Genomic DNA, 24,656 nt, shown 5'->3' with positions numbered 1-24,656 from the left:
GGGCGAAATGGGTCTGATGGGCGGCCTAAGGAGGCCAAAACCGTTCGGAAAGCAAGGGCTCGGGGGAAAGATTGCTGCGGTGCGGCAATTTTGGCCAGGCGACGCCGTCACCCGAATGTTTCTCCCTCCCCCTCGTGGGGAGGGTGGCCCCGAAGGGGTCGGGTGGGGTTTGATGAGTCAATGGGGCGGCGAAGCCCCACCCACCAGCTTCGCTGGTCCCCCCTCCCCACAAGGGGGAGGGACAAGAGTCTGGTCAACTTCGCGCGCTGACTTGCCCCACCTGACCGCTTCGCGGCTCTTCCCCCTCTGGGGGAAGACGATCGCGAAGCGATCCGTAGGGGGCAAGTGCGCCGTTCCAAACGCCTCCGAGAGTTTTTCTGCAAACCCCGTTTGGCTAACTCTGTTGACCCCATTGGCGCGCTGGGGATTTAAGCCGCCTCAGCTTCGCAACGTACCGGCGCCGTTTGACGGTCTGGCGCGTTTCCTCCTTCATGGCTCCGCTGGAGCCCGACGCCGGATACTGGACGACGATCACCCGATGACCGCCGAGACGATTTCCGCGCCCCGACACCGACCTTTCCGGCGCCCGCTGTTTCGCCGTCGCTCGGCGATTCCGGGCTTTGGCCTGACCCTGGGCGTCACCCTGACGATCCTGTCGCTGATCGTGCTGATCCCGCTGTCGGCGGTGGCCATCAAGGCTTCGGCGCTGTCGCCGAGCGAGTTCGTGGCCGCCGCCTTTTCCGAGCGGGCCGTGGCGGCCTATCGCCTGACTTTCGGCGCGGCCTTCGTGGCGGCGGTGATCAACGGGGTGTTCGGCGTGCTGACCACCTGGGCCCTGGTCCGCTACGAATTTCCCGGCAAGGCCGTGGTCAACGCCCTGGTCGACCTGCCGTTCGCCCTGCCGACCGCCGTGGCCGGTATCGCCCTGGCCACGCTCTACGCGCCCAACGGCTGGGTCGGGCAGTATCTGACGCCGCTGGGGATCAAGGCCGCCTACAACCCGATCGGCGTGACCATCGCCCTGATCTTCATCGGCCTGCCGTTCGTGGTCCGCACCCTGGAGCCGGTGATGCGCGACCTGTCGGCCGACGTCGAGGAGGCCGCCGCCAGCCTGGGGGCCGGGCGCTTCGACACCATCCTGCGGGTGATCCTGCCGGCCCTGGGTCCGGCCTGGCTCACCGGCTTCGCCCTGGCCTTCGCGCGGGGCGTCGGCGAGTACGGCTCGGTGATCTTCATCGCCGGCAACATGCCCTACAAGTCGGAGATCGCGCCGCTGCTGATCATCATCCAGCTGGAGCAGTTCGAATACGCCAACGCCGCCGCCATCGCCCTGGTGATGCTGGCCGTGTCGTTCCTGATGCTGCTGATCATCAACGCGGTGCAGGCCTGGGCCCGGAGGTTCTCCTGATGGCCCAGTCCAAGGCGCGTCACCCGACCGAGGATCCGGTCTGGGCCAAGGCGGTCATCATCGGCCTGATGCTGGCCTTCCTGGGGCTGGTCCTGATCCTGCCGCTGGCGGCGGTGTTCGCCGAGGCCCTGCGCAAGGGGCTGGGCCCGGCCCTGGCCGCGATCTCCAACCCCGACGCCCTGGCGGCGGTCAAGCTGACCCTGATCACCGCCGGGATCGCCGTGCCGTTCAACGCCGTCTTTGGTCTGTGCGCCGCCTGGGCGATCGCCAAGCACGAGTTTCCGGGCAAACCGCTGCTGATCACCCTGATCGACCTGCCGTTCTCGGTGTCGCCGGTCGTCGCCGGCCTGATCTACGTGCTGGTCTTCGGCCTGCAGGGGTGGTTCGGCGAGCGCCTGATCGACCACGACATCAAGATCATCTTCGCCGTGCCCGGCATCGTCCTGGCCACCATCTTCGTGACCTTCCCGTTCATCGCCCGCGAGTTGATTCCGCTGATGCAGGAGCAGGGCGTGGCCGAGGAGGAGGCGGCGGTCTCGATGGGCGCGTCCGGCCTCTACACCTTCTGGCGGGTGACCGCGCCCAACGTGCGCTGGGGGCTGCTGTACGGGGTGCTGCTATGCAACGCCCGGGCGATGGGCGAGTTCGGCGCGGTGTCGGTGGTCAGCGGCCACATCCGCGGCCTGACCAACACCATGCCGCTGCACGTCGAGATCCTCTACAACGAGTACGACTTCGTCGCGGCCTTCGCGGTCGCCGCCCTGCTGTGCCTGCTGGCGATCGTCACGCTGGTGCTCAAGGGCCTGCTCGAGATCGCCCAACCCGACGTCAAGCGCGGCGGCGGACACTAGATTCGGAACGAAACGACCTCATGACCATCTCCATCCGTTCCGTCGAAAAGAAGTTCGGGCGCTATCCGGCCCTGAACAGCGTCGATCTGGAGATCGCCGACGGCGAGCTCGTGGCGCTGCTGGGCCCGTCGGGCTCGGGCAAGACCACCCTGCTGCGCACCATCGCCGGCCTGGAGTTCCCCGACGCCGGCCAGGTGCTGTTCGAGGGCCAGGACGTGACCTTCGCCTCGGCCGCCGCGCGCCGGGTGGGCTTCGTGTTCCAGCAGTACGCGCTGTTCAAGCACATGACCGTGGCCCGCAACATCGCGTTCGGCCTGGATGTGCGCAAGGGCCGGGACAAGCCGTCCAAGGCCGAGATCAAGACCCGGGTCGAAGATCTGCTGAAGCTGGTCGAGCTGGAAGGGCTGGGCGGTCGCTATCCGTCGCAGCTGTCGGGCGGTCAGCGCCAGCGGGTGGCGCTGTCGCGGGCCCTGGCGGTGCAGCCCAGCGTGCTGCTGCTCGACGAGCCGTTCGGGGCCCTGGACGCCACGGTGCGCAAGTCGCTGCGCAAGGAACTGCGCCGGGTGCATGACGCCACCGGCGTCACCACCATCTTCGTCACCCACGACCAGGAAGAGGCGCTGGAGCTGGCCGACCGGGTGGCGATCCTCAACGCCGGCCGTATCGAGCAGATCGGCACGCCGCACGAGGTGCATGACCATCCGGCCACCCCCTTCGTCTGCGGCTTCGTCGGCGAGGCCAACCGTTTCGAGGGGACGGTGTCGGGCGGGCGGTTCACGGCCGGTCCGGTGGTCTTGCCCGCGCCAGGCGCCGCCGACGGCCCGGCGATCGCCTTCGTGCGGCCGCACGACCTGGTGCTGGACGCGGCGGGCTTCGCGGCCAAGGTCGACCGGGTGGTGATCCAGGGGCCGCTGGCCAATGTCGACGCCAGGCTGCCCGACGGCCGCCGCATCGAGGTCTGCGCCGCCCGCGACGACGCGGCTAGCTTCACCGGGGAGGTGACGCTATCGGCCCGGCGGACGCACGTGTTCGCGGCTTAGGGAGGCTACAGCCCCACGATGTAGGCGATCGACTCGTGGTCGCCGATACAGGCGCCGCTGCCCTGGATCGACACCGGCTTGCCAGCCGCCGTGGCGGCCAGAAGGTTGGCGAGCATCGCCTGGCCAGCCGCCGTGGTGGCGGTAAACACCCACAGGCCGTTGGCGGCGGCGCAACCGGGCAGGCTGCCCGTTCGGGTTCCATTGTGCGCGAACCAGACCATGCCGTCCGATCCGGTTGAGATGCTCGAGGCCATGCCGGGACCCTGGCTTGACGCCCAGGCTGGTTCAGCCAGGCCGGCCATCAGGACGACGATCAACAGCGGCAAGCGCGCGGACCTGAACTTGGCGAGCATTCGAATTCCCCCGATGAAGTTTCCGACGGATAGAACTCGACCGATGGCGGGTCAATCTCCGGTGGCGTCGGCCCCACCTACTGCTGCTGCTGGCGCTGCTGGTGCTCGCGGATGGCGTCGGCGTTGGCCCGTCGGCCGCGGCCCGAGCCGAACGGCGTCGAGGGGCGGGGCAGGCGCATGAACTCCGGCTCGGCCAGGGCCGCCCGGGCCCGCCGCACCGAGACCCCGACCGCCAGGTGGCTCTCGGAATCGCCCTTGTAGACCCCGCGCGACGGGGTGACGTCGCCATAGTCGCGGCCCACCGCTACCGCCACATGGCGCTCGCCGGTCATGACGTTGTTGGTCGGGTCGAAGCCGACCCAGCGGTAGCTGGGCAGGAACACCTCGACCCAGGCGTGGGTGGCGTCGGGATCGGAGCGGTCGCCGGCCTCGCGGTCGGTGAACAGGTAGCCCGAGACATAGCGGGCCGGCATGCCCCAGGCCCGGCAGATCGCCAGCATGATGTGGGCGAAGTCCTGGCAGACCCCGCGCCCGGCGTCGAGCGCCAGGTCGATCGGGCTGTCGGCGTCGGTGACGCCCGGGGCGTATTCGAAGGCCTTGTAGATCGTGTCGCACAGCGCCTGGGCGGCCGAGAACGGGTCGCGGCGGCGAAGCTCGTCGATGTCGTGCGCGTCCATGAACGCCCGCAGCGCCGGGGTGACCTGGACGAAGCCGTGGGGCTGCAGATAGTCGAAGCACTCGCCCTTCACGAAGGCGCTCTTCAGCCGTTCCCACTCGCCCATGTCCAGCGGCATCGGCCATTCCAGCACCGGCTCGGTCTCGACGGCCGAGCGGGCGATGATCGTCAGGCCGTCATGCGGTTGGGGCACGTCGAAATGGTAGACGGCGTTGCCGAAGCTGTCGGCGTAGGAGAACACCTGGGCGGCCGGTTCGAGTTCCAGTTCGAAACTGACCAGCCGCTGGCGCGCGCCCTTCTGGGGCTGCATCCACAGCTCCATCAGGCTTTCGCGGACGGGCCGCTCATAATGGTACTGGGTGATGTGGCGGATCTCGAGCAGCACGGCGGTCGTCTTTCTTAAGCAGGCAGTCGCATTTCGAGGGGATAGGCCACGAAGGTCTCATAGATCGCTTCGTGGATGCGCGAGCATTCGTTGACCACCGTGGTCAGCAGCGCGCTGGCGCCCTGGGCCTGCAGCTCGTCCAGGTCGGCGAACTGCAGCCGGGCCTTCAACCGTCCGGCCAGCCGCTCGGGCCCGGTGCGGCCGTTGGCCTCGGTGTGGCGGGCCAGGACCGCCAGATGCTCCTCGATGCGCGAGGTGACGAAGCGGATCGAGCGCGGGAAGTCCTCGTCGAAGACCAGGAACTCCAGGATGTGCCGCGGCTCGATCTCGGCGGTGTAGACCCGCAGATAGGGCTCCAGGGCGCAGGCCATGCGCAGCAGGCTGACCAGGGCGATATGGTCGTTGATCTCGCGGCCCGGCCCTTCGGCGAAGCAGACCTCCAGCAAGCTGGAGACCAGTTGGGCGCGCTCCAGATACATGCCCACCATCATGAAGCGCCAGCTCTCGCCGTGGCTCATGGTGGCGTCGGCCGCGCCCTTGAACAGGTGGACGTCCGAGATCACGTCGTGCAGGAAATTGGCCGAGCCGTCGGCGAACTCCCGGCCGGCGCCCTCGTCGGTGACCTTCAGATAGAGCAGGTTGAGCCGCTCCCAGGTTTCGGTGGTGATCTGGTCGCGCACCTGGCGGGCGTTCTCGCGGGCCCTGGCCAGGGACGAGACCACCGAGTTGTGGTCGGACCGGTCGAGCACCAGCGAGCGGGCGGCCTCGAACGGGGCGACGGCCCCGATCTCGGTCTTGCCGACCGCCGACAGGGCGATCCACACGGCTTGCGCCCCGGCGTCGGTCTGGTCGAGCGTGGCGTTGAGCATCACGCTCGACAGCCGCGACAAGTGTTCGGCCCGCTCCATGTAACGGCCCAGCCAGTAGAGGCTGTCGGCCACTCGCGCCAGCATCATCCCAGACCTCCCGCGCCGTTCGATGGCGCCTCTTCGGCGAGCACCCAAGTGTCCTTGGAGCCGCCGCCCTGGCTGGAATTGACCACCAGCGAGCCGCGTTTCAGCGCCACGCGGGTCAGGGCGCCGGGAGTGACCACGGTCTTTTCGCCCGACAGGATGAACGGCCGCAGGTCGACGTGGCGCGGCTCGATCCGGCCGTCGACCAGGCAGGGCGCGGTCGACAACTGGATGGTCGGCTGGGCGATGTAGTTGGCGGGATCGGCCTTCAGCGCGTCGGCGAACTCGGCGCGCTCCTTGGCCGAGGCGTGGGGGCCGATCAGCATGCCGTAGCCGCCGGAAGCCCCTACGGCCTTGACCACCAGCTTGTCGAGATTGGCCAGCACATGGCTCAGCTGGGCCGGCTCGCGGCACAGGAAGGTCTCGATATTGGGCAGGATGGCGTCCTCGCCGAGATAGTAGCGGATGATGTCGGGCACGAAGGCGTAGACGGCCTTGTCGTCGGCCACCCCGGTGCCCGGGGCGTTGCACATCACCACGTTGCCGGCCCGGTAGGCGTTGAACAGGCCGGCCGCGCCCAGCGACGAATCGCGACGGAAGGCGAGGGGGTCGATGAAGTCGTCGTCCACCCGGCGATAGATCACGTCCACCCGGCGCAGGCCCGTGGTGGTGCGCATGTAGACCATGTTGTCATGCACCACGAGGTCACGGCCCTCGACCAGCGGCACGCCCATCAGTCGCGCCAGATAGGCATGCTCGTAATAGGCCGAGTTGTAGACGCCGGGAGTCAACACCACGACCTGCGGGTTGGACCGCCAGTCGGCGCTCATGCTCTTCAGCGTGGCCAGAAGCAGGTCGGGATAGCGCTCGACCGGCCGCACGCCCGCCTCGCGATAGGCGCCCGGGAACGTGCGCTTGGAGGCGTCGCGGTTGGCCAGCATGTAGGACACGCCCGACGGCACCCGCAGATTGTCCTCCAGCACGGCGAACTCGCCGTCCTGACCGCGGATCAGGTCGCTGCCGCAGACATTGGCGTAGGCCTTGTGCGGCACGTAGACGTTCTGCATCTCGCGACGATAGGACGGCGCGCCGAGCACCAGTTCGCGCGGCACCACCCCGTCCATCAGGATCTGCTGCTCGCCGTAGATGTCGGCCAGGAACATGTTCAGGGCCTGCAGGCGCTGGGTCAGGCCGGCCTCGATCTTGGCCCACTCCTTGGCAGGCAGGATGCGCGGGAAGAGGTCGGTCGGGATGATCCGTTCGGTGGCGCTGTCGGCGCCGTAGACGGTGAAGGTGATGCCCTGCAGCAGGAATGACCGCTCGAGCATCCGCTGGCGGTCGGCCAGTTCCCCGGCCCCCAGGGTCGAGATCCGGCTTTGCAGCGCCGCATAGTGGGCCCGCACGTCGCCGCCTTTGGCGATCATCTCGTCATAGGCGACGCCCGGCAGGTAGGCAGCCCCGGTCATCGGCAGGCTGGGGGTATCGTCGATGTCCTTGATTCTCACCGCCACGCCTGTGTCCATTTTATCCGCCCAGCACGCCAAAATGAGCCGGCGTGTTCACCCCAACCTAGAACGCGAGATCACGCCAGGTGGCGCTTTTCGTCATGCGCTATCCCAATGCGCATAGCTGCTCATCATTTGGGCGCCATTGTCTCGGCGAGAGAAGGGCCTGGTTGTAAGGTTTCGTTGCATTTCGCCGCGTGACAGTCGGCGGGGGCGCCATTACAGGGGTCTGGGGGCGCTCCGCGCGAGGACTTGAAGGCTTGGTGCGTAAGAGACTTGCCCTTGGCGTGACCGCGGCGGCCCTGTTGGCCGCTGGGCATGCCAATGCGAACGAGCCCGCGGCGAGCATCACCGGCGTCGAGGACCGTGCGCTGCGCGAGGCGATCCAGCGCGCCATGACCGAATCGAAGGTGCCGCCCCGCAGCCGCGCGGAGGCTCGCCGCCGCGCCCGCGACGCCGGCGACGACGCGGTCGCCGTGCTGCGGGCCGAGGGCTATTACGCCTATGTCGTGGAGCCGGACGTCAGCGAGGCCGATCCGCCGCGTCCCCTTCTGAAGATAACGCCGGGCCCCGTCTTCGTCATCGCCGATCCGAGACTGGCCTGGAGCGGCGCCGCGCCGGACGAGGGCGTCGCCAAGCGCGCCGAAAGCGTCATGCGCCTGACGCCGGGCGAGCCGGGGCGAGCCGTCGACGTCCTGGCCGCCGAGGGCCGCGTCGTTTCCCAGGTGCAGCAACTGGGCTACGCCGACGCCACGGCCGAACCGCGCGAGGTCATCGTCGATCACGCCGATCACACGGTGCGCCCGACCTTCCACATCGCGGCCGGCGACCTGACCCATGTCGACGGAATCCAGGTGATCACCCAGGGGCGATCCAACCCCGCCTGGGTGCAGCATCTGGCGCCCTGGAAGTCGGGAGACGTCTACGAGCCGGAGGATATCGCCGAACTCGAGCGCCGGCTTCGCGACACCAGCGTCTACGACACCGTGTCGGTGTCGTTGGCCCCGAAGGAGAAGATTCTTCCCGACGGGCTGCGGCCGGTGATGGTCACCCTGTCGGATCGCAAGGCCCACACGCTGGAAGTGGGCGCGGGCTATTCGACCACCGACGGTCCTGGCGTCGACGTCAAATGGATCCGCTACAATCGCCTGCGTCGCGCCGACACCACCACGCTCACCGCGAGCCTGGCCAAGCTGGACAGCCGGCTGGAGGCCGAGGTGGCGCTGCCGCACTGGCGGCGCGCCCAGCAGACCCTGAAGCTGAACACCGCGATCTTCCGCGACGACACCGACGCCTATCTGGAAACCGGAGCCCATGCCGGCGTTGACCTGACCCGTCGGCTTCGGCCGACCGTCTATCGCACCTATGGCATGGCGGTGGACCTGTCGCAGATCGACTCGCCGATCACGGTCGACGGCGTGGTCAAGAATTCACGCCAGAACTTCGCCACCTTCACGACCCTGGCGGCCTATGCCTGGGATCGTTCCGACAGTGTCCTGGATCCCACCCGCGGCTGGCGAGTCGAGGTCCGCGCCGAACCCACCGCCATCACCGGGGACCTGACCATGGCCTTCGTGAAGGCCCAGGTGCAGAGCTCGGCCTATCTGCCGTTCGGCAAGGGCGCGAAAACCGTGATCGCGGGCCGGTTCAAGGCCGGGCAGATCCTCGGCGGCACCATGCCCGAAGTGCCGGCGTCGCGGCGCTTCTATTCGGGCGGCGGCGGCTCGGTGCGCGGCTACGCCTATCAGGCGATCGGTCCACGTATCGACAACACCAGCACGCCGCAGGGCGGCCTTTCGCTGCTGGAGACCTCGCTGGAGGTGCGCCACAAGTTCACCCAGAAATGGGGCGGGGTGGCCTTCGTCGACGCCGGGGCCGTGGGCGTCGACAAATGGCCCAACGGCGACGACTTCGGCGTCGGCGTCGGCCTTGGCGTCCGTTACGATCTGGGCTTCGGGCCGATCCGCGCCGACATCGCCATGCCGCTCAGCCGGCGCGAGGGCGATCCGGCCTTCCAGCTCTACATCAGCATCGGGCAGAGCTTTTGACCGACGCATCACCACCGCCCGAAGACATCCCGGAGGCCGCCGCCGAGGCTGCGGTCAAGGTCGCGCGCAAGATCGGCTGGCCGGGCCTGGTGATCATTGTTTCGGTCAGCATCGTGGTGCTGGTCGCCGCGCTTCTGGGCGGCGTCCGGTTCGGCGCCCTCACGCCGCAGGGGCGCGCCTTCCTGGAGGCGCGGACCAGCGGCCTGAAGCTGGGCCGTATCGGCCGGCTGAAGATCGAAGGCCTGTCGGGCGACATCTGGAGCGACTTCGGCGTCCGCCGCCTGACGATCAGCGACGAGAAGGGCGTCTGGCTGGAGGCTTTCGACCTGCGCGTCGACTGGCGGCCGGCCGAACTGTTCGGCCGCCGGTTCCACGCCGACGACATCTCGGCGCGCCAGGTCCTGCTGTTGCGCCGTCCGACCCTGACGCCGAAGGGCAAGTCCAGCGCCGCGCCGCTGTCGGTCGATATGGACCACGTCGCCCTGCGGTTGACCACCCGGCCGGAATTCAGTCGCCAGGCCGGCGATTTCGACATAACCGGCGACTACGAGTCGGAGCGCTCGGGCGGTCAGAAGGGCAACCTGACGGTGCTCAGCCGTATGCACGCCGGCGACCACCTGAAGCTGCTCTTCGATCTGGGGCGCGACAAGACCCTGCTGCTCGACGCCCAGGCCCGCGAAGCCGACGGCGGCGCCTTGGCCGGGGCGCTGGGCCTGTCGCCCGACCGTCCCTTCGACCTGAACGCCAAGGCCACCGGCACCACCAGCCAGGGCGCGTTCACCGTGCTGGCCCGCTCGGGCGACGCCACGCCGCTGAAGGCCGGCGGGGCCTGGAACGCGCAGGGCGGTTCGGCGACCGGCGACATCGACTTGTCGGCCTCGACCCTGACCGATCGCGAAGAGAAAATGTTCGGGGCCGACGCCCGGTTCTCGATCGTCGGCCGCAAGGCCGGGGCGTTCAACATGCTCGACCTCAAGGTCGACGCGCCGAACCTCTCCCTGGTCGCTCACGGTCCGGCGGACCTGGCCAAGCGGATCACCGGGCCGGCCGGCCTGACCTTCACCGCCAAGGTCGCCGACCTGTCCAGGGTCACGCCGTTGCCGAAGATGGGCGCGGGCGTCGTCGATGGGATCTTGCGCATGGACGGCCAGGGCTTCGCGATCGACGGCCGGGCCGACGTGCGCAACCTGTCCCTGCTGGGCTACCGCCTCGCCCGTGTCCAGGGCCCCGCCAGCCTTGCCTGGAAGAACGGCGAACTGACGATCAAGGGCGACGCCACGACCGAGGGCGGCGCGGGCGAGGGCATACTGGCCATTCTGGGCCGTTCGCCCTCGGCGCAATTCGAAGGCGCACGGCTGAAGGACGGCCGCTTCCTGATCCGCTCGGCCAAGGTGACGGCGCCCAACCTGACCGTGATCGCCGAGGGGGAGCGCGGCATCCTGGGCGGCCTGTCGTTCAAGGGCGAGGCCAAGGTCGCCTCCCTGAAGCCGGTGCGGGCCGGCATGGCCGGGCAGGCGACGGCCAAGTGGTCGGCCAGCCAGGCGGTGAACGGGCCGTGGATGCTGACGGTCGACGCGCGGGGCGCCAATTTCGTTTCGGGCCTTTCGGAGCTGGACCGTCTGCTGGGCAAGGCGCCGCGCCTGAACGCCCGCGCCGCCTGGGCCAATGACAGGCTGTCGGTCGCCGACGCCAAGCTCGACGGCGCCGCCGCCTCGGTGCGGACCTCCGGCATGCTGGGTCCGGGCACGGCCCTGGGCTTCAAGCTGGACTGGACGGCCAATGGTCCGTTCACCGCCGGTCCCGTGGAGATTTCGGGCAAGGCCAAGGGCACGGGGGCGGTGACCGGAACCTTGCAGGCCCCAAAGGCCGACCTGATCGCCGATTTCGATTCCATCGACGTGCCGCGCCTGCCGCTGAAGGACGCCCATGTCGTCCTGTCCTTCGCCAAGCGGCCCGACGGCGCCGACGGCACGGCGTCGATCGAGGCCGGCAGCCAGTACGGCCCGGCGCGGGGCCGCGCGGCCTTTAACTTCGCCACCGGCGGGCTGGAGCTCTCCGACCTGGACGTCGACGCCGGCGGCGCCAAGGCCAAGGGCGCGGTCAGCCTGCGCAATGGCCGCCCGGCCACGGCCGACCTGATGGTGGCGGTCGGTCCCGGCGCCTTCCTGGCCCAGGGCTCGGTCAAGGGCTCGGCGCGGATCACCGACGGCGCGGCCGGCCCCCTGGCCCAGCTCGACCTGGCCGCCGACGACGTGGTCGGCGGGGCCTGGAAGGTGCGTCACGCGGCGATCAAGGCCAACGGCCCGATGGCGCGCTTGCCCCTGACGGTGGACGCGCGCGGCGAGGCGCCGTCCGGCCGTTGGAAGCTGAATGGTTCGGGTGTGCTCAGCGAGGCGGGAGAGCAGTACCTGCTGACCCTCGACGCGGCCGGGACCATGGCCCGCACCGAGATCAAGACCCGGGAAACCGCCCAGATCCGCTTTGGCGGCCCCCGCAACACCGCCCGCCTGCGCCTGTCGGTGGGCGACGGCCAGGCCGATCTCGACGCCGATGTCGGCGGCGACCTGGCCACCCTGCGGGCCGGACTGACCGGGGTCAGCCTGACCGCCCTCAACCCGGACCTGGCGGGCAAGATCGACGCTCAGGTCGCGCTCAGCGGTTCCGGGCCGGTGCTGACAGGCGATTTCAACGCCAACCTGACAGGGGCCCGAGAGCGGGGCTCCAGGGCCGATCGCTCGCTGAACGCCCAGATTCGCGGCGTGCTGCGCGACAACCTGATGACGATCAACGCCACCAGCTCCAACAGTCTGGGCCTGCGGGCCGAGGCCGATGTGACCCTGCCCACCGAAGCCTCGGCCAAGCCGTTCCACCTGGTGATCAACCGCACCCGTCCCGTGCAGGGCCGGTTCGTGGCCCAGGGCGAAATCAAGCCGCTCTGGGACCTGCTGGGCAGTTCCGAACGCAGCGTATCGGGCAAGATCGACGCCGAGGGCACGCTGGCCGGCACTCTGGCCGATCCGCGTCTGACCGGCCGCGCCAGCCTGGAAGGCGGACGGGTCGACGACGGCCAGACGGGCCTCAGCCTGCGCGACGTCATCGTCCGCGTGGCCCTGGCCGACAACGCCATCGACGTCAGCCAGGTGTCGGGCGGCGACGGGCAGGGCGGCTCGGTCTCCGGTTCCGGCCGGATCAGCCTGGCCCGCGACGGGCTGGGCAGCTTCAAGCTGGACCTCAAGGGTTTCAGGGTCATCGACAACGACCTGGCCTCGGCCAACGCCACCGGCCAGACGACGATCAACCGGGGCGCGGACGGCAAGATCAAGCTGGTCGGCGCCCTGACCATCGACCGCGCCGACGTCTCGGCCCAGACCAAGGCCCCGGCCGGCGTGGTGACGATGGACGTGGTCGAGCGCAATCGTCCGGACGAGATGGACCAGGGCATCGAGGCTCGCAAGGTCGTGCCCGGCAGCGGCATGGCCCTCGACGTCACCCTCAAGGCGCCCCGCCGGATTTTCGTGAAAGGCCGTGGCCTGGACGTCGAGCTGTCACTGGACGCCCATGTCGGCGGCTCGACCAACAGCCCCACCCTGAGCGGCGAGGCCCGGGTCGTGCGCGGCGAGTACGACTTCGCCGGCAAACGTTTCGAGTTCGAAGACGGCGGAACGGTGCGTCTGGCCACCCAACTCGACCGCATCCGCCTGGATCTGACGGCTGTACGGGAGGATCCCTCCCTGACCGCCGTGGTGCGGGTCCAGGGCACCGCCGCCAAGCCCGAGATCACCCTGACCTCCAAGCCCGAACTGCCCAGCGACGAGGTGCTGTCGCAGGTGCTGTTCGGATCCTCGGCCGCCAACCTGACTCCGATCGAGGCGGCCCAGCTGGCCTCGGCCCTGGCGGCCCTGGCCGGCGGCGGCGGCTTCGACGTGATCGGCAACCTGCGCAGCCTGGCGGGCCTGGACCGGCTGTCCTTCGCCGAGGGCGCCACCGGCATGACCGTCTCCGGCGGCAAGTACGTCACCGACGACGTCTATCTGGAAATCATCGGCGGCGGCCGCGAGGGCCCCGCCGCCCAGGTCGAATGGCGGGTCCGCAAGGCCCTGTCCCTGGTCTCCAAAATCGGCAGCCAGGGGGACACCCAGCTTTCGGTGCGCTGGAGAAAGGACTACAACTGACCCGCTTCCGCCGAGTCCCACGTGGCTTGGCCTCGCGAAGCAAGCAGTAACAGATCCGGATCCCGACCCTTGGCGCTCGCCGGGGCGTGGAGCCTATCCGGAGCAAGGCTGTTGCGCGGACGCCCGGTTTCCTTGATCCAGGAAGCACGAATTGTCCGCGGCCCTTGGTTTAGGTTGAACTGAGGGAGACAACAATTTCATGCGACTCAACGACGAGGATCGCGCCGTTCTGGATCATTTGGCCACGCAGGGCGCCCTGATCATCGATCGGGCGGTCGCTTGGTGCGCCATCAACTCCGGAAGCCGCCACTTGGTGGGGCTCGCGCGCCAGCGGCAAATTCTGCTCGACGCCTTTTCGAACCTGCCCGCCGCCCCGACCGATATCCCGTTGGCCGCCTCGCCCGAGGTGGGCGCCGACGGCAAGGTCGGCGAGCAGGCGCATCCGTCGGCCATCGCCGTCGTCGTGCGGCCCGAGGCTCCTGTCCAGGTCGTGCTGACCGGCCACTACGACACCGTCTATCCGGAGACCAGCGGCTTCCAGACCGTCAGCACCCGTCCCGACGGCGCCCTGCACGGTCCCGGCATCGCCGACATGAAGGGCGGCATCTCGGTGATGCTGGCGGCGCTGGAGGCGTTCGAGCGCCACCCGTTGGCCCATAGGGTCGGCTATCGCGTGCTGCTGTCGCCGGACGAGGAGATCGGCTCGGTGGCCTCGGCCCCGATCCTGGCGGAATTCGCGCGCCTGGGCCATGTGGGCCTGACCTACGAACCGGCCCTGGCCGACGGCTCCCTGGCCAGCGCCCGCAAGGGCTCGGGCAATTTCCACATCGTCGTTCACGGCCGCGCCGCCCATGCCGGCCGCGACTTCGCCGCCGGCCGCAACGCGGTGATGGAAGCCGCGCGGATCGCCCAGGCGCTGCACGCCCTCAACGGCCAACGCGACGGCGTCACCTGCAACATCGCCAAGATCGACGGCGGTTCGCCGCTCAACATGGTGCCCGACGTGGCGGTGGTCCGCTTCAATGTCCGCTTCCCAGCCGCGGAAGACGCGGCCTGGTTCGAAGGCCAGGTCGACGGGATCGTCGCCTCGGTGACCGGGGATGGGCTGCACGCCCACCTGCATGGCCGCATCACCCGGGGCGCCAAGCCCTTCAACGCCGCCCAGCAACGCCTGTTCGGGGCCGTGAAGGCGGCGGGCGCGCTGCTTGGCCAGGAGATCGCCTGGAAACCCTCCGGCGGGGTCTGCGAAGGCAACAACCTGTTCGCCTCGGGCCTGCCCAATGTCGACACCCTGGGCGTGCGCGGCGGCGACATCCACAGCGAGGCCGAGCACGCCTGGCCCGACAGCTTCGTCGAGCGAGCCCAGTTGTCGGCCCTGATCCTGATGAAACTGGCGAGCGGCGAGATCGACGGTCCCGCCCTGCGCGCCGCCATGACCGACCTCGCGGAGACCGTCTAGAATGCTCGTCGTCCGTCCCGCGATGCCCGTCGACTTCGACAGCCTGATGGAGCTGGCCGTCCTGTCGGGCCGTGGCTTCACCAGCTTGCCGGCCGACGAGCAGACCCTGCGCCAGCGTCTGGAGCTTTCCCAGGCCAGCTTCCATTCCGAGGTCGCCGCGCCCGAGGCCTGGTACACCCTGATGCTCGAGGACATCGAGGCCGGCGACGTCATCGGCGTGGCCGGGGTCAAGGCCGGCGTCGGCTTGAAGCGACCGCATTTCTCGTTCCGCGTCGTGACCTTGGCGCAATCTTCTCCCACGCTCGACAAGCGCTTCGACCACCGGGCCCTGGTGCTGGTCAACGAATGCGCCGGCTGGTCGGAGGTGGGGTCGCTGTTCCTCAAGCCCGAACGCCGCAAGGGCGGGGCGGGGCGCCTGCTGGCCCAGTCGCGCTACATGCTGATCGGCCTGGAGCCCCAGCGCTTCGCCGAAATGGTGCTGGCCGAGCTGCGCGGCTGGTTCGCCGAGGACGGCAGCTGTCCGTTCTGGGACCACGTGGCCAGCAAGTTCTTCCGGCTGGAGTTCGACGAGGCCGACCGGATGAGCGCCTCGACCGACGGCCAGTTCATCCTCGACCTGGCCCCCCGCCATCCGATCTACGCCGAACTGCTGCCGCAGGCCGCCTCGGAGACCATCGGCCGCGTGCACCGCGAGGGCGAGGCAGCGCGAGCCATGCTGGAGACCGAAGGGTTCCGGTTCTCGGGCCTCGTCGACATTTTCGACGCTGGCCCGACCGTGGCGGCGCGGCGCGACGACATCAAGACCGTCCGCGAAGGTCGGCGGTTGCGGATGAAGCTGGGCGAGGACGCCTATGGCGAGGAGGCCTTGATCTCCTCCGGTTCCGTCGCCCGCTTCCGGGCGGTGCGCGCGCCGGTGCTGATCGACGGCGAGACAGCGATCATCGGCCGCGATGCGGCCCAGGCGCTGGGTGTGAACGAAGGCGAAATGGTGCGGGTGAAGGCATGAGCGGCGGCGTGTTCATCGATGGCGTCTGGCGCGCGGGCGCCGGGGCCGAGGCGGTTTCGATCGATCCGACCACCGGCGAGGTGATCTGGCGTCAGGCGACAGCGGGCGTTGCGGACGTGGTCGCGGCGGTCGCCGCCGCGCGCAAGGCCTTCCCGGCCTGGGCCGACCGGTCGCGCGACGAGCGGGTCGCCATCCTGCGTCGCTACAAGGATGTCCTGGTCGCCCGCACGGCCGACTATGCCCAGGCCCTGAGCCGCGAGACCGGCAAGGCGCTGTGGGAGACCACGGCCGAACTGGGCTCGATGGCCGGCAAGGTCGAGGCTTCGATCAAGGCCTACGAGGAGCGGACCGGCGAGCACGAGAACGCCATGGCCTTCGGCCGGGCGGTGCTGCGCCACCGGCCGCATGGCGTGATGGTGGTGCTGGGGCCGTTCAACTTCCCTGGCCACCTGCCCAACGGCCACATCGTGCCGGCCTTGCTGGCCGGCGACACGGTGGTGTTCAAGCCATCGGAAGAAACGCCCCTGGCCGGCCAATTGCTGGTCGAGGCCCTGGAAGCGGCCGGCGTGCCGGCCGGCGTCGTCAACCTGGTGCAGGGCGGCCGCCAGACCGGCCAGGCGCTGCTCGACCAGGAGATCGACGGCCTGCTGTTCACCGGCTCGGCCCAGGCCGGCGCCTTCTTCCGACGCTATTTCGCCGACCGGCCGGACGTGATCCTGGCCCTGGAGCTGGGCGGCAACAATCCGCTGGTGGTCTGGGACGCCGGCGAGGCCGAGGCTGTCGCGGCCCTGGTCGTGCAGTCGGCCTTCATCACCACCGGCCAGCGCTGCTCCTGCGCCCGCCGCCTGATCGTCCGCGACGACGCCGGCGGCCAGGCGGTGATCGACGCCGTGGCCGCTCTATCCGAGCGCCTGGTCGTCGGACCGTGGAACGGCGGACAGGAGCCCTTCATGGGGCCGCTGATCTCCGACCGCGCGGCCGCCACGGCCCTGGCCGGCGCCGAGGCGATGGCCGGCAAGACCGTGCGCGCCATGACCTCGGTCGAGGGCCTGAGCGGCGCCTTCGTCTCGCCCGGCCTGGTCGACGTGACCGGCGAGACGATCCCCGACGAGGAGTTGTTCGCGCCGCTGCTGCAGGTGCGCCGGGTCGACTCGCTCGACGCGGCGATCGCCGCCGCCAACGCCACGCGCTATGGCCTGTCGGCCGGACTTATCTCCAATGAAACGGCGCATTGGGATCATTTCTTCAAGCGCATCCGGGCCGGCGTCGTCAACTGGAACCGGCCGACCACCGGCGCGGCCGGGACCATGCCGTTCGGCGGCCTCGGCGCCTCGGGCAACCATCGGCCCAGCGCCTATTACGCGGCGGACTACTGCGCCTATCCGGTCGCCAGTTTCGAGGCGGCGAGCGTGACCAATACCCTGGGCGACATCAAGGGGTTGCGCGAATGAGTTCGCGCGCGGTCGAGGCCAATTGCGACGGCCTGGTCGGCCCGACCCATTCCTATGTCGGCCTGTCGCCCGGCAACATCGCCAGCCAGACCAACGCCGGCGAGGTCTCCAATCCTCGCGCCGCGGTGCTGGAGGGCCTGACCAAGATGCGCAAGCTGGCCGACTGGGGCGTGCCGCAGTTCGTGCTGCCGCCGCACGAACGGCCGGACCTGGCCTTGCTGCGCTCGATCGGCTTCTCAGGCTCTGACGCCCAGGTGCTTGAAAAGGCCTGGAAAGAGGCGCCTGCCTTGGCCGCCGCGTCGTGCTCGGCCTCGCCGATGTGGGCCGCCAACGCCGCCACCGTGACGCCCAGCGCCGACACCGCCGATGGCCGCGTCCACTTCACGCCCGCCAACCTGCTGACCAACCTGCACCGCAGCCTGGAAGGGCCGCAGACGGCCCGGTCGCTGCGTCGGCTGTTCCCCGACCGAGCCCGGTTCGCGGTCCACGATCCGCTGCCGGCCCAGCCGCATTTCGCCGACGAGGGCGCGGCCAATCATGTGCGCCTCTGCGCCGATCACGGCGAGGCGGGGGTCAACCTGTTCGTCTGGGGCCGCGAGGCCTGGGAGCGCTGGGAGGGTCGCTATCCGGCCCGCCAGACCCGTGAGGCCTTCGAGGCCGTCGAGCGTCGACATGGCGCGGCGCGTGGTGTCTTCGCCCGCCAGGGCATGGCGGCGATCAACGGCGGAGCGTTCCACAACGACGTGGTCTGCGTCGGCACGCGCGAATGCCTGCTGTTCCACGAACGGGCCTTCGAGGATCGCGCGGCGATGGAGGCCGACGTCCGCCGCGCCGCCGCCGGCCTGTTCGAACCGGCTTTCGTCGAGATCAGCGAGGCCGACCTGCCGCTGGACGACCTGGTGAAGAGCTACCTCTTCAACTCCCAGCTCCTGGTCCTGCCGGGCGAGGACCGCTTGGTGCTGCTGGCCCCCGGCGAGACCCGCGACAACCCGCGCGCCCATGCGGCCGCCCAGGCCCTGGCCGGTTCCAACGGTCCGATCGGGCGCGTGGAGTATGTCGATGTGCGCCAGAGCATGCGCAACGGCGGCGGCCCGGCCTGTCTGCGCCTGCGGGTGGTGCTGACCGACGCCGAGCTGGCGGCGACCAATCCGGGGCAACGCCTCGACGCCGGTCTGCACGCGCGGCTGAACGCCTGGGCCGAGCACCGCTATCGCGACCGCCTGGCGCCCGCCGACCTGGCCGATCCGGCCCTGATCCGCGAAGGCCGCGAGGCGCTGGACGAACTGACGGCCATCCTCGATCTGGGCGGCGACTTCTACCCATTCCAAAGGGCTGCCTGAGCCATGGACCAGTTCGTCGTCCGTCCGGCCACGGCGCGAGACGCGGCGGCGATCCTGGCGTTGCACCGCCGGGTGGCCGAGACGCCGGGCGGCCTGGCCCGCCAACCCGAGGAGATCACGGCCGACTATGTCGCCCACGCGATGGCGGCGGCCGCGGACGGCGGCCTCAACCTCGTGGCGGTCGCTTCGGATGGGGCGCTGTGCGGCGAAATCCATGTCGAGCGCATGAAGGTGGCCCTGTTCGCCCATGTGCTGACCGAGTTGACCGTCGCCGTCGATCCGGGCTGGCAGGGACGCGGCGTCGGTTCCGCCTTGTTCCGCGCCCTGATCGCCGGCGCCCGCCAGGCTGCGCCGCCCGTCGGTCGGATCGAACTGTGGACGGGCGCCGACAATCTCGGCGCGCAGCGGCTTTACGAGCGTCTGGGTTTTCGGATCGAGGGCCGGATGCCGGGGCGCGGCCGCCATCCCGATGGACGTCTGGAGGACGACATCGTCATGGGGATGTTGCTTGACTGAGGGCTAGCCGCGCAACGCCGTCAGCGCCTGGGGGAATCGTCGCGACAGCGGCGCCTGGACCTCGCCCAGTTCGATCGCGTAGTCGCCGGAGCCCTCCGGTCGCAGGCCGGTCACGCGGACGGGGTTGACCAGCCACGAGCGATGGGTTCGCACGAAGCCGTGCTCATCCAGCCGCGTCTCGAGCGCGCCGAGCGACGAGCGCATCAGGGGACGGCGGCCATCCTCCAGCAGGAATTCGGCGTAGTTGCCGGCCGAGCGCACCGCGAGAATTTCGCTGATGGGGACGCGGACAAGACGCGCGCCGTCCCGGATGTCGAAGTGGATCATGGCGGAAGCGGACCGGGCGAGCTCGGCCGCCTGCCGACCGCTTTGCCGCAGAGACAGATAGTAGATGATCGAGGCCAGGCCGTAGGCCATCAGGTCCTTGCGGAACTCGTACGGGAATTCGGTGGACAGCGGCCCAAACTGGTAGGGCTCGTGCAGCAGCGCGAGGTAGGCGAGCTTTCGCAGCGCCACGAAGCCCGCCACGTGAAGCACCGAATAGGTGACGACCGCGACCATGTGGACCGGCGCGGCCTTCCACCAGCGCGGAGACGTGCGGGTCGTCCATAGCGCCACGGCCGCCGGAAGGGCGAAGACCATCATCGTCACCAGGGCGCTGCTGGCCTCCCAGATCGCGGGGGGCAGCGTGCCCAGGCGCGGGGCGTCATGCCGGATGGTCAGGACGTTCACGATGCAGATGCAGGAAATCAGGCAGGCGCCGAGAAGCCAGGCGCGCCAGACGCCTTGCCGCTCCTCGCCGCTCATCCCGAAAAGCGCGCCGCTGGTCCCCAATGATTTTCCGCTCGTCCCTGTCGGCGCCCGTTGATCCCCCGGCGCTTGGCCCGTGATGGTGGCGCGAGTCACGACCTTTGCATCCTTTTTCAAGTGGGACGCCTTTTCATGACCTCGACCGTCTCTAAGCCAGACCGCCGCCACGACCTCGACTGGATCAGGGTCGGCGCGTTCTTCCTGCTGATTCTCTACCACGTCGGCATGTTCTACGTGCCGTGGGATTGGCATGTGAAGTCGCCTCATCCGGTTCCGGCGCTCGAGCCGGTGATGATGCTGACCAATCCCTGGCGGCTGACCCTGCTGTTCCTGGTCTCGGGCGCGGCGACGCGGTTCATGGCCGACAAGGTCACGGTGGGTCATCTGACCGGGGCGCGGGTGGCGCGCCTGCTGCCGCCGCTGCTGTTCGCCATGTTCGTGATCGTGCCGCCGCAGTCCTACTATCAGGTGGTGGAGTACGCGGCCGCCCATCCGGGCTGGTCGGGATCCGCTGACGGCTTCTGGCTGAAATATGTCACCGCCTCGGGCCATTGGTGCTCGCCGCAGGGCTGCCTGATCACCCCGACCTATAACCACATGTGGTTCGTGGCCTATCTGCTGGTCTACACCCTGGCGTTGGCCGGCCTGTTGCTGGCCTGGCGACGGCTGGGCGAGCATCTGCAGGTCGCGGCGGAGCGCGTGTTGAGCGGCCTTGGCCTGATCCTGTGGCCGATCCTGTTCCTGGGACTGCTGCGGGCCACGCTCTATGTGCGCTATGGCGAAACCCACGCCCTGATCGGCGACCACTATGTGCATGCGGTGTCGTTCAGCGCCTTCCTGCTGGGTTTCGGCCTGGCCAAGTCCGAGGCGCTGCGCCAGCGCCTGATCGCGGTCCGCTGGCCGGCCCTTGGGTTGGCGGTCGTCGCCTATGTCGCCTGGGCGAGCTTCGTCTACATCTATCGCGGCGACACGCCGATCCCGTCGGCGGGGCTGAAGCTGGCCATGCGCTTCGTGCAACCGGCCGACGCCTGGTGCGCCATCGTCGCGATCCTGGGTTTCGGCGCCAAGCATCTGAACCGCGGCGGGCCGGCGCTGCGCTACCTGACCCTGGGTGTGTTCCCGTTCTACCTGGTTCACCAGACCCTGATCGTGGTGGCGGCGCATCATCTGGCCAAGCTCGGCCTGCCGCAGCCGCTGGAGGCCTTGATCCTGATCGCCTTCACCTTCGCCGGCTGCCTGGCGACCTACGAGATCGTGCGACGCATCCCCGGCGTGCGGTTGCTGTTTGGCCTGAAGGGTCAGTCCGCCGCCGTGGCCAGCCGCCCGCCGGCCTTCGCATAGGCCTGGGTCCCGGCGGTGATCACCCGGTCGGCGGCGGTGATCTCGGCGATGCCGAGGTCGTCGGCGCCGGCCAGGCGGTCGTACAGCGGGCCGAAGTCGCGCAGGGTGACTTCCTGCAGGGTCTGGATCGACGGGATGACGAAATAGACCTGCTGGAAGTCGTCGATCCGGTAGGGGGTGCGCATCACCCGCTCCAGGTCGAAGCCCAGACGGTTAGGGGAAGGATCGTCCAGGGCGAAGATCGACTCGGTGCGCGACGAGACGATGCCCGCCCCGTAGATGCGCAGGCCCGCCTTGGTCTCCATCAGGCCGAACTCGACCGTGTACCAGTAGAGGCGCGCCAGGTTGGCCAGGTGGCCCAGGCTCAGCGCCCGCTGGCCGCCCTGGCCATAGGCCTGCATGTAGTCGGCGAACACCGGGTCGGTCAGCATCGGCACGTGGCCGAAGACGTCGTGGAAGACGTCCGGTTCCTGCAAATAATCCAGTTCGTGCGGCTTGCGGATGAATTGGCCCGCCGGGAAGCGGCGGTTGGCCAGGTGGTCGAAGAACACGTCGTCGGGCACGAGACCCGGCACGGCCACCACGCTCCAGCCGGTCAGGCGCTGGAGTTCCTCGTTGATCCGCTTGAAGTCGGGAATGCCCGAACGGTGCAGGTCGAGCGCGTCGAGGCCGCGCAGGAACGCGTCGCAGGCCCGGCCCGGGAGCAGGGCGGTCTGGCGTTCGTAAAGGGTGATCCAGACGTCGTGCTCGGCCTGGGTGTAGTGCTCCCAGCCCTGATCGATCGTCCAATCCGGCCTCGCCCCGGGGGGCGGGCCGCCGCTGAAACCATCTGCGCTCATGGAATGACGTTACGCCCGGTTCGCTGCAAGTTCCGTTCGGATTTTGCGCGTTATGCCGAGTCGCCCGGAGAGACGTTGCGTCTAGTGCGAAATCCGGGGGCGAAGCTTGTAGGCCCCGTGGTCGAAGCTCTCGAAGATCACCGCCGTCTGCGGATGGCCCACCGGCTCGCCGGTCTCGTCGGCCAGCAGGTTCTGCTCAGAGACGTAGGCGACATAGGTGTTGTCGTCATTCTCGGCCAGCAGGTGGTAGAACGGCTGGTCCTTGGTCGGCCGGATGTCCTCGGGGATGGAGTTCCACCATTCCTCGGTATTGGCGAACACGGGGTCGACGTCGAACACCACGCCCCGGAAGGGGAAGATCCGGTGCTTGACCACCTGGCCGATCGCGAATTTGGCGAATCTCGAATTCATGACGAGCAGCCTAATCCGAGTCTCCTGACTAGAACCTGAACGTAGAGTTCCGTGACCGGATAACAAGGCGACGCCTTCCGGCGCGGGAATCTCGTTGCTATGCTCGCTCCCGAAGTGAGGCGGTTCGGCATGAATCGCCTGCGAGACAAGGTGGAAAGACCATGTCGGAGGCGCCGAGCGCGCCCGGCGCGCCTCAGCCTCAGGGCTCGGGCCGGCGCCGGCCGCCAGGCGAGCAGTCGTGCTATGCGGCGCTCGACCTGGGTACGAACAACTGCCGCCTGCTGGTGGCGACGCCTTCGCCGCGGGGCTTTCGTGTCGTCGAGGCCTATTCCCGCATCGTGCGCCTGGGCGAGGGGCTGTCGCAGAGCGGCCGCCTGTCGGACGAGGCCATGGCCCGCTCGATGGCCGCGCTGAAGGTCTGCGCCGAGAAGATCCGCCGCCGCAAGGTGCTGCGCGTGAAGGCGGTGGCCACCCAGGCCTGCCGGGGTGCGACCAATGGTCCCGACTTCGTGCGTCGCGTGGCCGAGGAGACCGGACTGCGGCTGCAGATCATCACGCCGAAGGAAGAGGCCCAACTGTCGGTCGCCGGGTGCATGAGCCTGTTCGACCGCGAGGCCGAGGCGGCCCTGGTGGTCGATGTCGGCGGTGGTTCGACCGAGCTGTCCTGGGTCGACCTCAAGGGCGGCGGGCTGGACTCCAAGCCCCGGCAGTTCGCCGCCTGGCGGCTGCCGATCAAGGCCTGGCTGTCGATCCCGATCGGCGTGGTCACCCTGGCCGAGCGCTTCCCCGAGGGCGAACGGGTGGAGGAGGGCTGGTTCCGGGCCATGGTCGATGAGGTCAAGGGGCGGATCGAGGCCTTCCCGCACGCCGAGCCGATGCGCGAGCTGTTCGAGAACGGCCGGGCCCACATGGTCGGCACCTCGGGCGCGATCACCAGCCTGGCGGGCCTGCACCTGGGCCTGCCGCGCTACGACCGCAACGTGGTCGATGGCCTCTGGATGCACCGCCACGAATGCGAGGCGGCCGCTGATCGGCTGCTGACCCTGACCGCCAGGGAGCGGGCCCTGGAGCCGTGCATCGGGGCCGATCGGGCCGACCTGGTGCTGGCCGGGGCGGCGATTCTTCAGGCCGTTCAGGAGCTTTGGCCGTGTTCGCGCGTGCGTGTGGCCGATCGGGGGCTTAGAGAGGGACTTCTGATGTCCCTGATGTCCGATCAACAGAAGAAGCCTCGCCGGCGTCGGCGCGGTGGCGCGGGCCGGTCCAGGCCCGAGACGGTGAACGCATGAACGACGAGCCCCCCCGCAAGCGCATGGTCAAGCCGCCGGCCGGCGGCAACGACGGTGGCCGGGCCAAGCCGGCCCGCCTGAAGACCGCCTTTGGTCGCACGCCCTCGCAGCAGGCCTGGCTGGAGCGGCAGATCAACGACCCGTTCTCGGCCAAGGCCCGGGCCCTGGGCTATCGCAGCCGCGCGGCCTTCAAGATCAGCGAGATCGACGACAAGCACCATTTCTTCAAGAAGGGCGCTCGGGTCATCGACCTGGGCTGCGCGCCCGGCGGTTGGCTGCAGATCGCCACCGAACGCGGGGTGACCGACATCGTCGGCGTCGACCTGTTGCCGGTCGATCCCGTCGCGCCGGCCCACATCCTGGAGATGGACTTCACCGACCCGGCCTGCCCGCCGAAGATGCTAGAGCTGCTGGGCGGCGCGCCGGACCTCGTCATGTCGGACATGGCCCCCAACACCGTCGGCCATCGCGAGACCGACCACCTGCGGATCGTCGGCCTGATCGAGATCGGCGCGGAGTTCGCCATCGAGGTGCTCAAGCCCGGCGGCGCCTTCGTGGCCAAGGCCTTCCAGGGCGGCGAGACCGCCGAGGTGATCGCCCAACTCAAGAAACACTTCACCAAGGTCGTCCACTTCAAGCCCAAGGCCAGCCGCAGCGACAGCTCAGAGGTCTTCCTGGTGGCGACGGGGTTCAAGGGGCGGTAGCACGAAGAGCTTCCGACAGGCTCGCCTCGCATCGCGCGAGGCGGGATCATCCCCATTTATGCGGCAAGCGGGTCGACACGGCGGCCTCCCGTAGGTATACGC

At 69.1% G+C, this 24,656-nt stretch carries 20 protein-coding genes; 13 read left to right on the top strand and 7 right to left on the bottom strand.

Features of this window, described 5'->3' with window-relative positions; all coding sequences use genetic code 11:
* Positions 1-538 precede the first annotated feature (538 nt).
* Genes cysT through ASD79_RS13770 form a run of 3 tightly spaced genes read left to right on the top strand, consistent with a single transcriptional unit; the run spans position 539 to position 3,299 of the window.
* Entirely contained in the window at positions 539-1,408 is an 870-nt protein-coding gene (gene cysT / locus ASD79_RS13780; RefSeq protein WP_056722544.1) for a sulfate ABC transporter permease subunit CysT, read from the top strand.
* The gene (gene cysW, locus ASD79_RS13775) at positions 1,408-2,259 is read left to right on the top strand and encodes a sulfate ABC transporter permease subunit CysW (protein WP_056722542.1); all 852 of its coding nucleotides are present in this window, start codon (positions 1,408-1,410) and stop codon (positions 2,257-2,259) included. Before cysT ends, cysW begins: the two co-directional genes overlap by 1 nt.
* Positions 2,260-2,279: 20 nt before the next feature.
* Entirely contained in the window at positions 2,280-3,299 is a 1,020-nt protein-coding gene (locus ASD79_RS13770; RefSeq protein ID WP_056722540.1) for a sulfate/molybdate ABC transporter ATP-binding protein, read from the top strand.
* 5 nt (positions 3,300-3,304) lie between these two features.
* On the opposite strand, the gene ASD79_RS13765 is transcribed toward ASD79_RS13770, so the two are convergent.
* The 4 genes from ASD79_RS13765 to ASD79_RS13750 all read right to left on the bottom strand — a co-directional run bounded on the left by ASD79_RS13765 (position 3,305) and on the right by ASD79_RS13750 (position 7,177).
* Positions 3,305-3,652 (bottom strand): hypothetical protein, encoded by a 348-nt coding sequence (locus ASD79_RS13765; RefSeq protein ID WP_056722538.1) that lies wholly within the window; start codon positions 3,650-3,652, stop codon positions 3,305-3,307.
* Positions 3,653-3,729: 77 nt separating this feature from the next.
* Entirely contained in the window at positions 3,730-4,713 is a 984-nt protein-coding gene (locus tag ASD79_RS13760) for a transglutaminase family protein (protein ID WP_056722535.1), read from the bottom strand.
* Positions 4,714-4,727: 14 nt separating this feature from the next.
* Positions 4,728-5,669: an alpha-E domain-containing protein gene (locus tag ASD79_RS13755; RefSeq protein ID WP_007665179.1), complete on the bottom strand. Its 942-nt coding sequence runs from the start codon at positions 5,667-5,669 to the stop codon at positions 4,728-4,730.
* Entirely contained in the window at positions 5,666-7,177 is a 1,512-nt protein-coding gene (locus ASD79_RS13750; protein WP_156400498.1) for a circularly permuted type 2 ATP-grasp protein, read from the bottom strand. Before ASD79_RS13750 ends, ASD79_RS13755 begins: the two co-directional genes overlap by 4 nt.
* A 254-nt stretch (positions 7,178-7,431) precedes the next feature.
* Between ASD79_RS13750 and ASD79_RS13745 the strand changes: the two genes are divergently transcribed.
* The 7 genes from ASD79_RS13745 (at position 7,432) to ASD79_RS13715 (ending at position 19,163) form a co-directional block, all read left to right on the top strand.
* On the top strand, positions 7,432-9,219 hold the full coding sequence (locus ASD79_RS13745; RefSeq protein WP_056722531.1) for an autotransporter assembly complex family protein: 1,788 nt from the start codon (positions 7,432-7,434) through the stop codon (positions 9,217-9,219).
* The gene (locus tag ASD79_RS13740; protein WP_056722529.1) at positions 9,216-13,391 is read left to right on the top strand and encodes a translocation/assembly module TamB domain-containing protein; all 4,176 of its coding nucleotides are present in this window, start codon (positions 9,216-9,218) and stop codon (positions 13,389-13,391) included. Before ASD79_RS13745 ends, ASD79_RS13740 begins: the two co-directional genes overlap by 4 nt.
* Positions 13,392-13,590: 199 nt before the next feature.
* Positions 13,591-14,850, top strand: a complete 1,260-nt coding sequence (locus ASD79_RS13735; protein ID WP_056722527.1) for a hydrolase — start codon at positions 13,591-13,593, stop codon at positions 14,848-14,850.
* A gap of 1 nt (position 14,851) precedes the next feature.
* Entirely contained in the window at positions 14,852-15,856 is a 1,005-nt protein-coding gene (locus ASD79_RS13730; RefSeq protein ID WP_056722526.1) for an arginine N-succinyltransferase, read from the top strand.
* Entirely contained in the window at positions 15,853-17,307 is a 1,455-nt protein-coding gene (gene astD, locus ASD79_RS13725) for a succinylglutamate-semialdehyde dehydrogenase (RefSeq protein WP_056722524.1), read from the top strand. The genes ASD79_RS13730 and astD overlap by 4 nt, the downstream gene beginning before the upstream one ends.
* Positions 17,304-18,647 (top strand): N-succinylarginine dihydrolase, encoded by a 1,344-nt coding sequence (gene astB, locus ASD79_RS13720; protein WP_056722523.1) that lies wholly within the window; start codon positions 17,304-17,306, stop codon positions 18,645-18,647. The genes astD and astB overlap by 4 nt, the downstream gene beginning before the upstream one ends.
* Positions 18,648-18,650: 3 nt before the next feature.
* Entirely contained in the window at positions 18,651-19,163 is a 513-nt protein-coding gene (locus ASD79_RS13715) for a GNAT family N-acetyltransferase (protein ID WP_056722520.1), read from the top strand.
* A gap of 3 nt (positions 19,164-19,166) precedes the next feature.
* Here the strand turns inward: ASD79_RS13715 and ASD79_RS13710 are convergent, their stop codons facing one another.
* Positions 19,167-20,069, bottom strand: a complete 903-nt coding sequence (locus ASD79_RS13710; protein WP_368664865.1) for a LytTR family DNA-binding domain-containing protein — start codon at positions 20,067-20,069, stop codon at positions 19,167-19,169.
* Between the two features lie 36 nt (positions 20,070-20,105).
* Between ASD79_RS13710 and ASD79_RS13705 the strand changes: the two genes are divergently transcribed.
* Positions 20,106-21,314 carry an acyltransferase family protein gene (locus ASD79_RS13705; RefSeq protein WP_056722516.1) on the top strand — a complete coding sequence of 403 codons (1,209 nt, stop codon included), beginning with the start codon at positions 20,106-20,108 and terminating at the stop codon, positions 21,312-21,314.
* On the opposite strand, the gene phhA is transcribed toward ASD79_RS13705, so the two are convergent.
* Together phhA and hspQ are read right to left on the bottom strand one after the other, a co-directional pair.
* Positions 21,272-22,153 (bottom strand): phenylalanine 4-monooxygenase, encoded by an 882-nt coding sequence (gene phhA, locus ASD79_RS13700; RefSeq protein ID WP_056722514.1) that lies wholly within the window; start codon positions 22,151-22,153, stop codon positions 21,272-21,274. The genes ASD79_RS13705 and phhA overlap by 43 nt on opposite strands.
* 81 nt (positions 22,154-22,234) lie before the next feature.
* Complete coding sequence (gene hspQ / locus ASD79_RS13695) at positions 22,235-22,564, bottom strand: heat shock protein HspQ (RefSeq protein WP_007662122.1); 330 nt, start codon at positions 22,562-22,564, stop codon at positions 22,235-22,237.
* Between the two features lie 161 nt (positions 22,565-22,725).
* Here hspQ and ASD79_RS13690 point away from each other — a divergent pair, with 161 nt between their 5' ends.
* Together ASD79_RS13690 and ASD79_RS13685 are read left to right on the top strand one after the other, a co-directional pair.
* Positions 22,726-23,850, top strand: a complete 1,125-nt coding sequence (locus ASD79_RS13690) for a Ppx/GppA phosphatase family protein (RefSeq protein WP_056722512.1) — start codon at positions 22,726-22,728, stop codon at positions 23,848-23,850.
* Entirely contained in the window at positions 23,847-24,554 is a 708-nt protein-coding gene (locus ASD79_RS13685) for an RlmE family RNA methyltransferase (protein WP_056722510.1), read from the top strand. The genes ASD79_RS13690 and ASD79_RS13685 overlap by 4 nt, the downstream gene beginning before the upstream one ends.
* The last annotated feature ends 102 nt before the right edge of the window (positions 24,555-24,656 follow it).

The organism is Caulobacter sp. Root655 (genome assembly GCF_001427665.1).
Classification (GTDB): Bacteria; Pseudomonadota; Alphaproteobacteria; order Caulobacterales; family Caulobacteraceae; genus Caulobacter.
The sequence above is the reverse complement of the archived record's forward strand: the minus strand, read 5'-3'. Positions and strand labels throughout refer to the sequence as shown.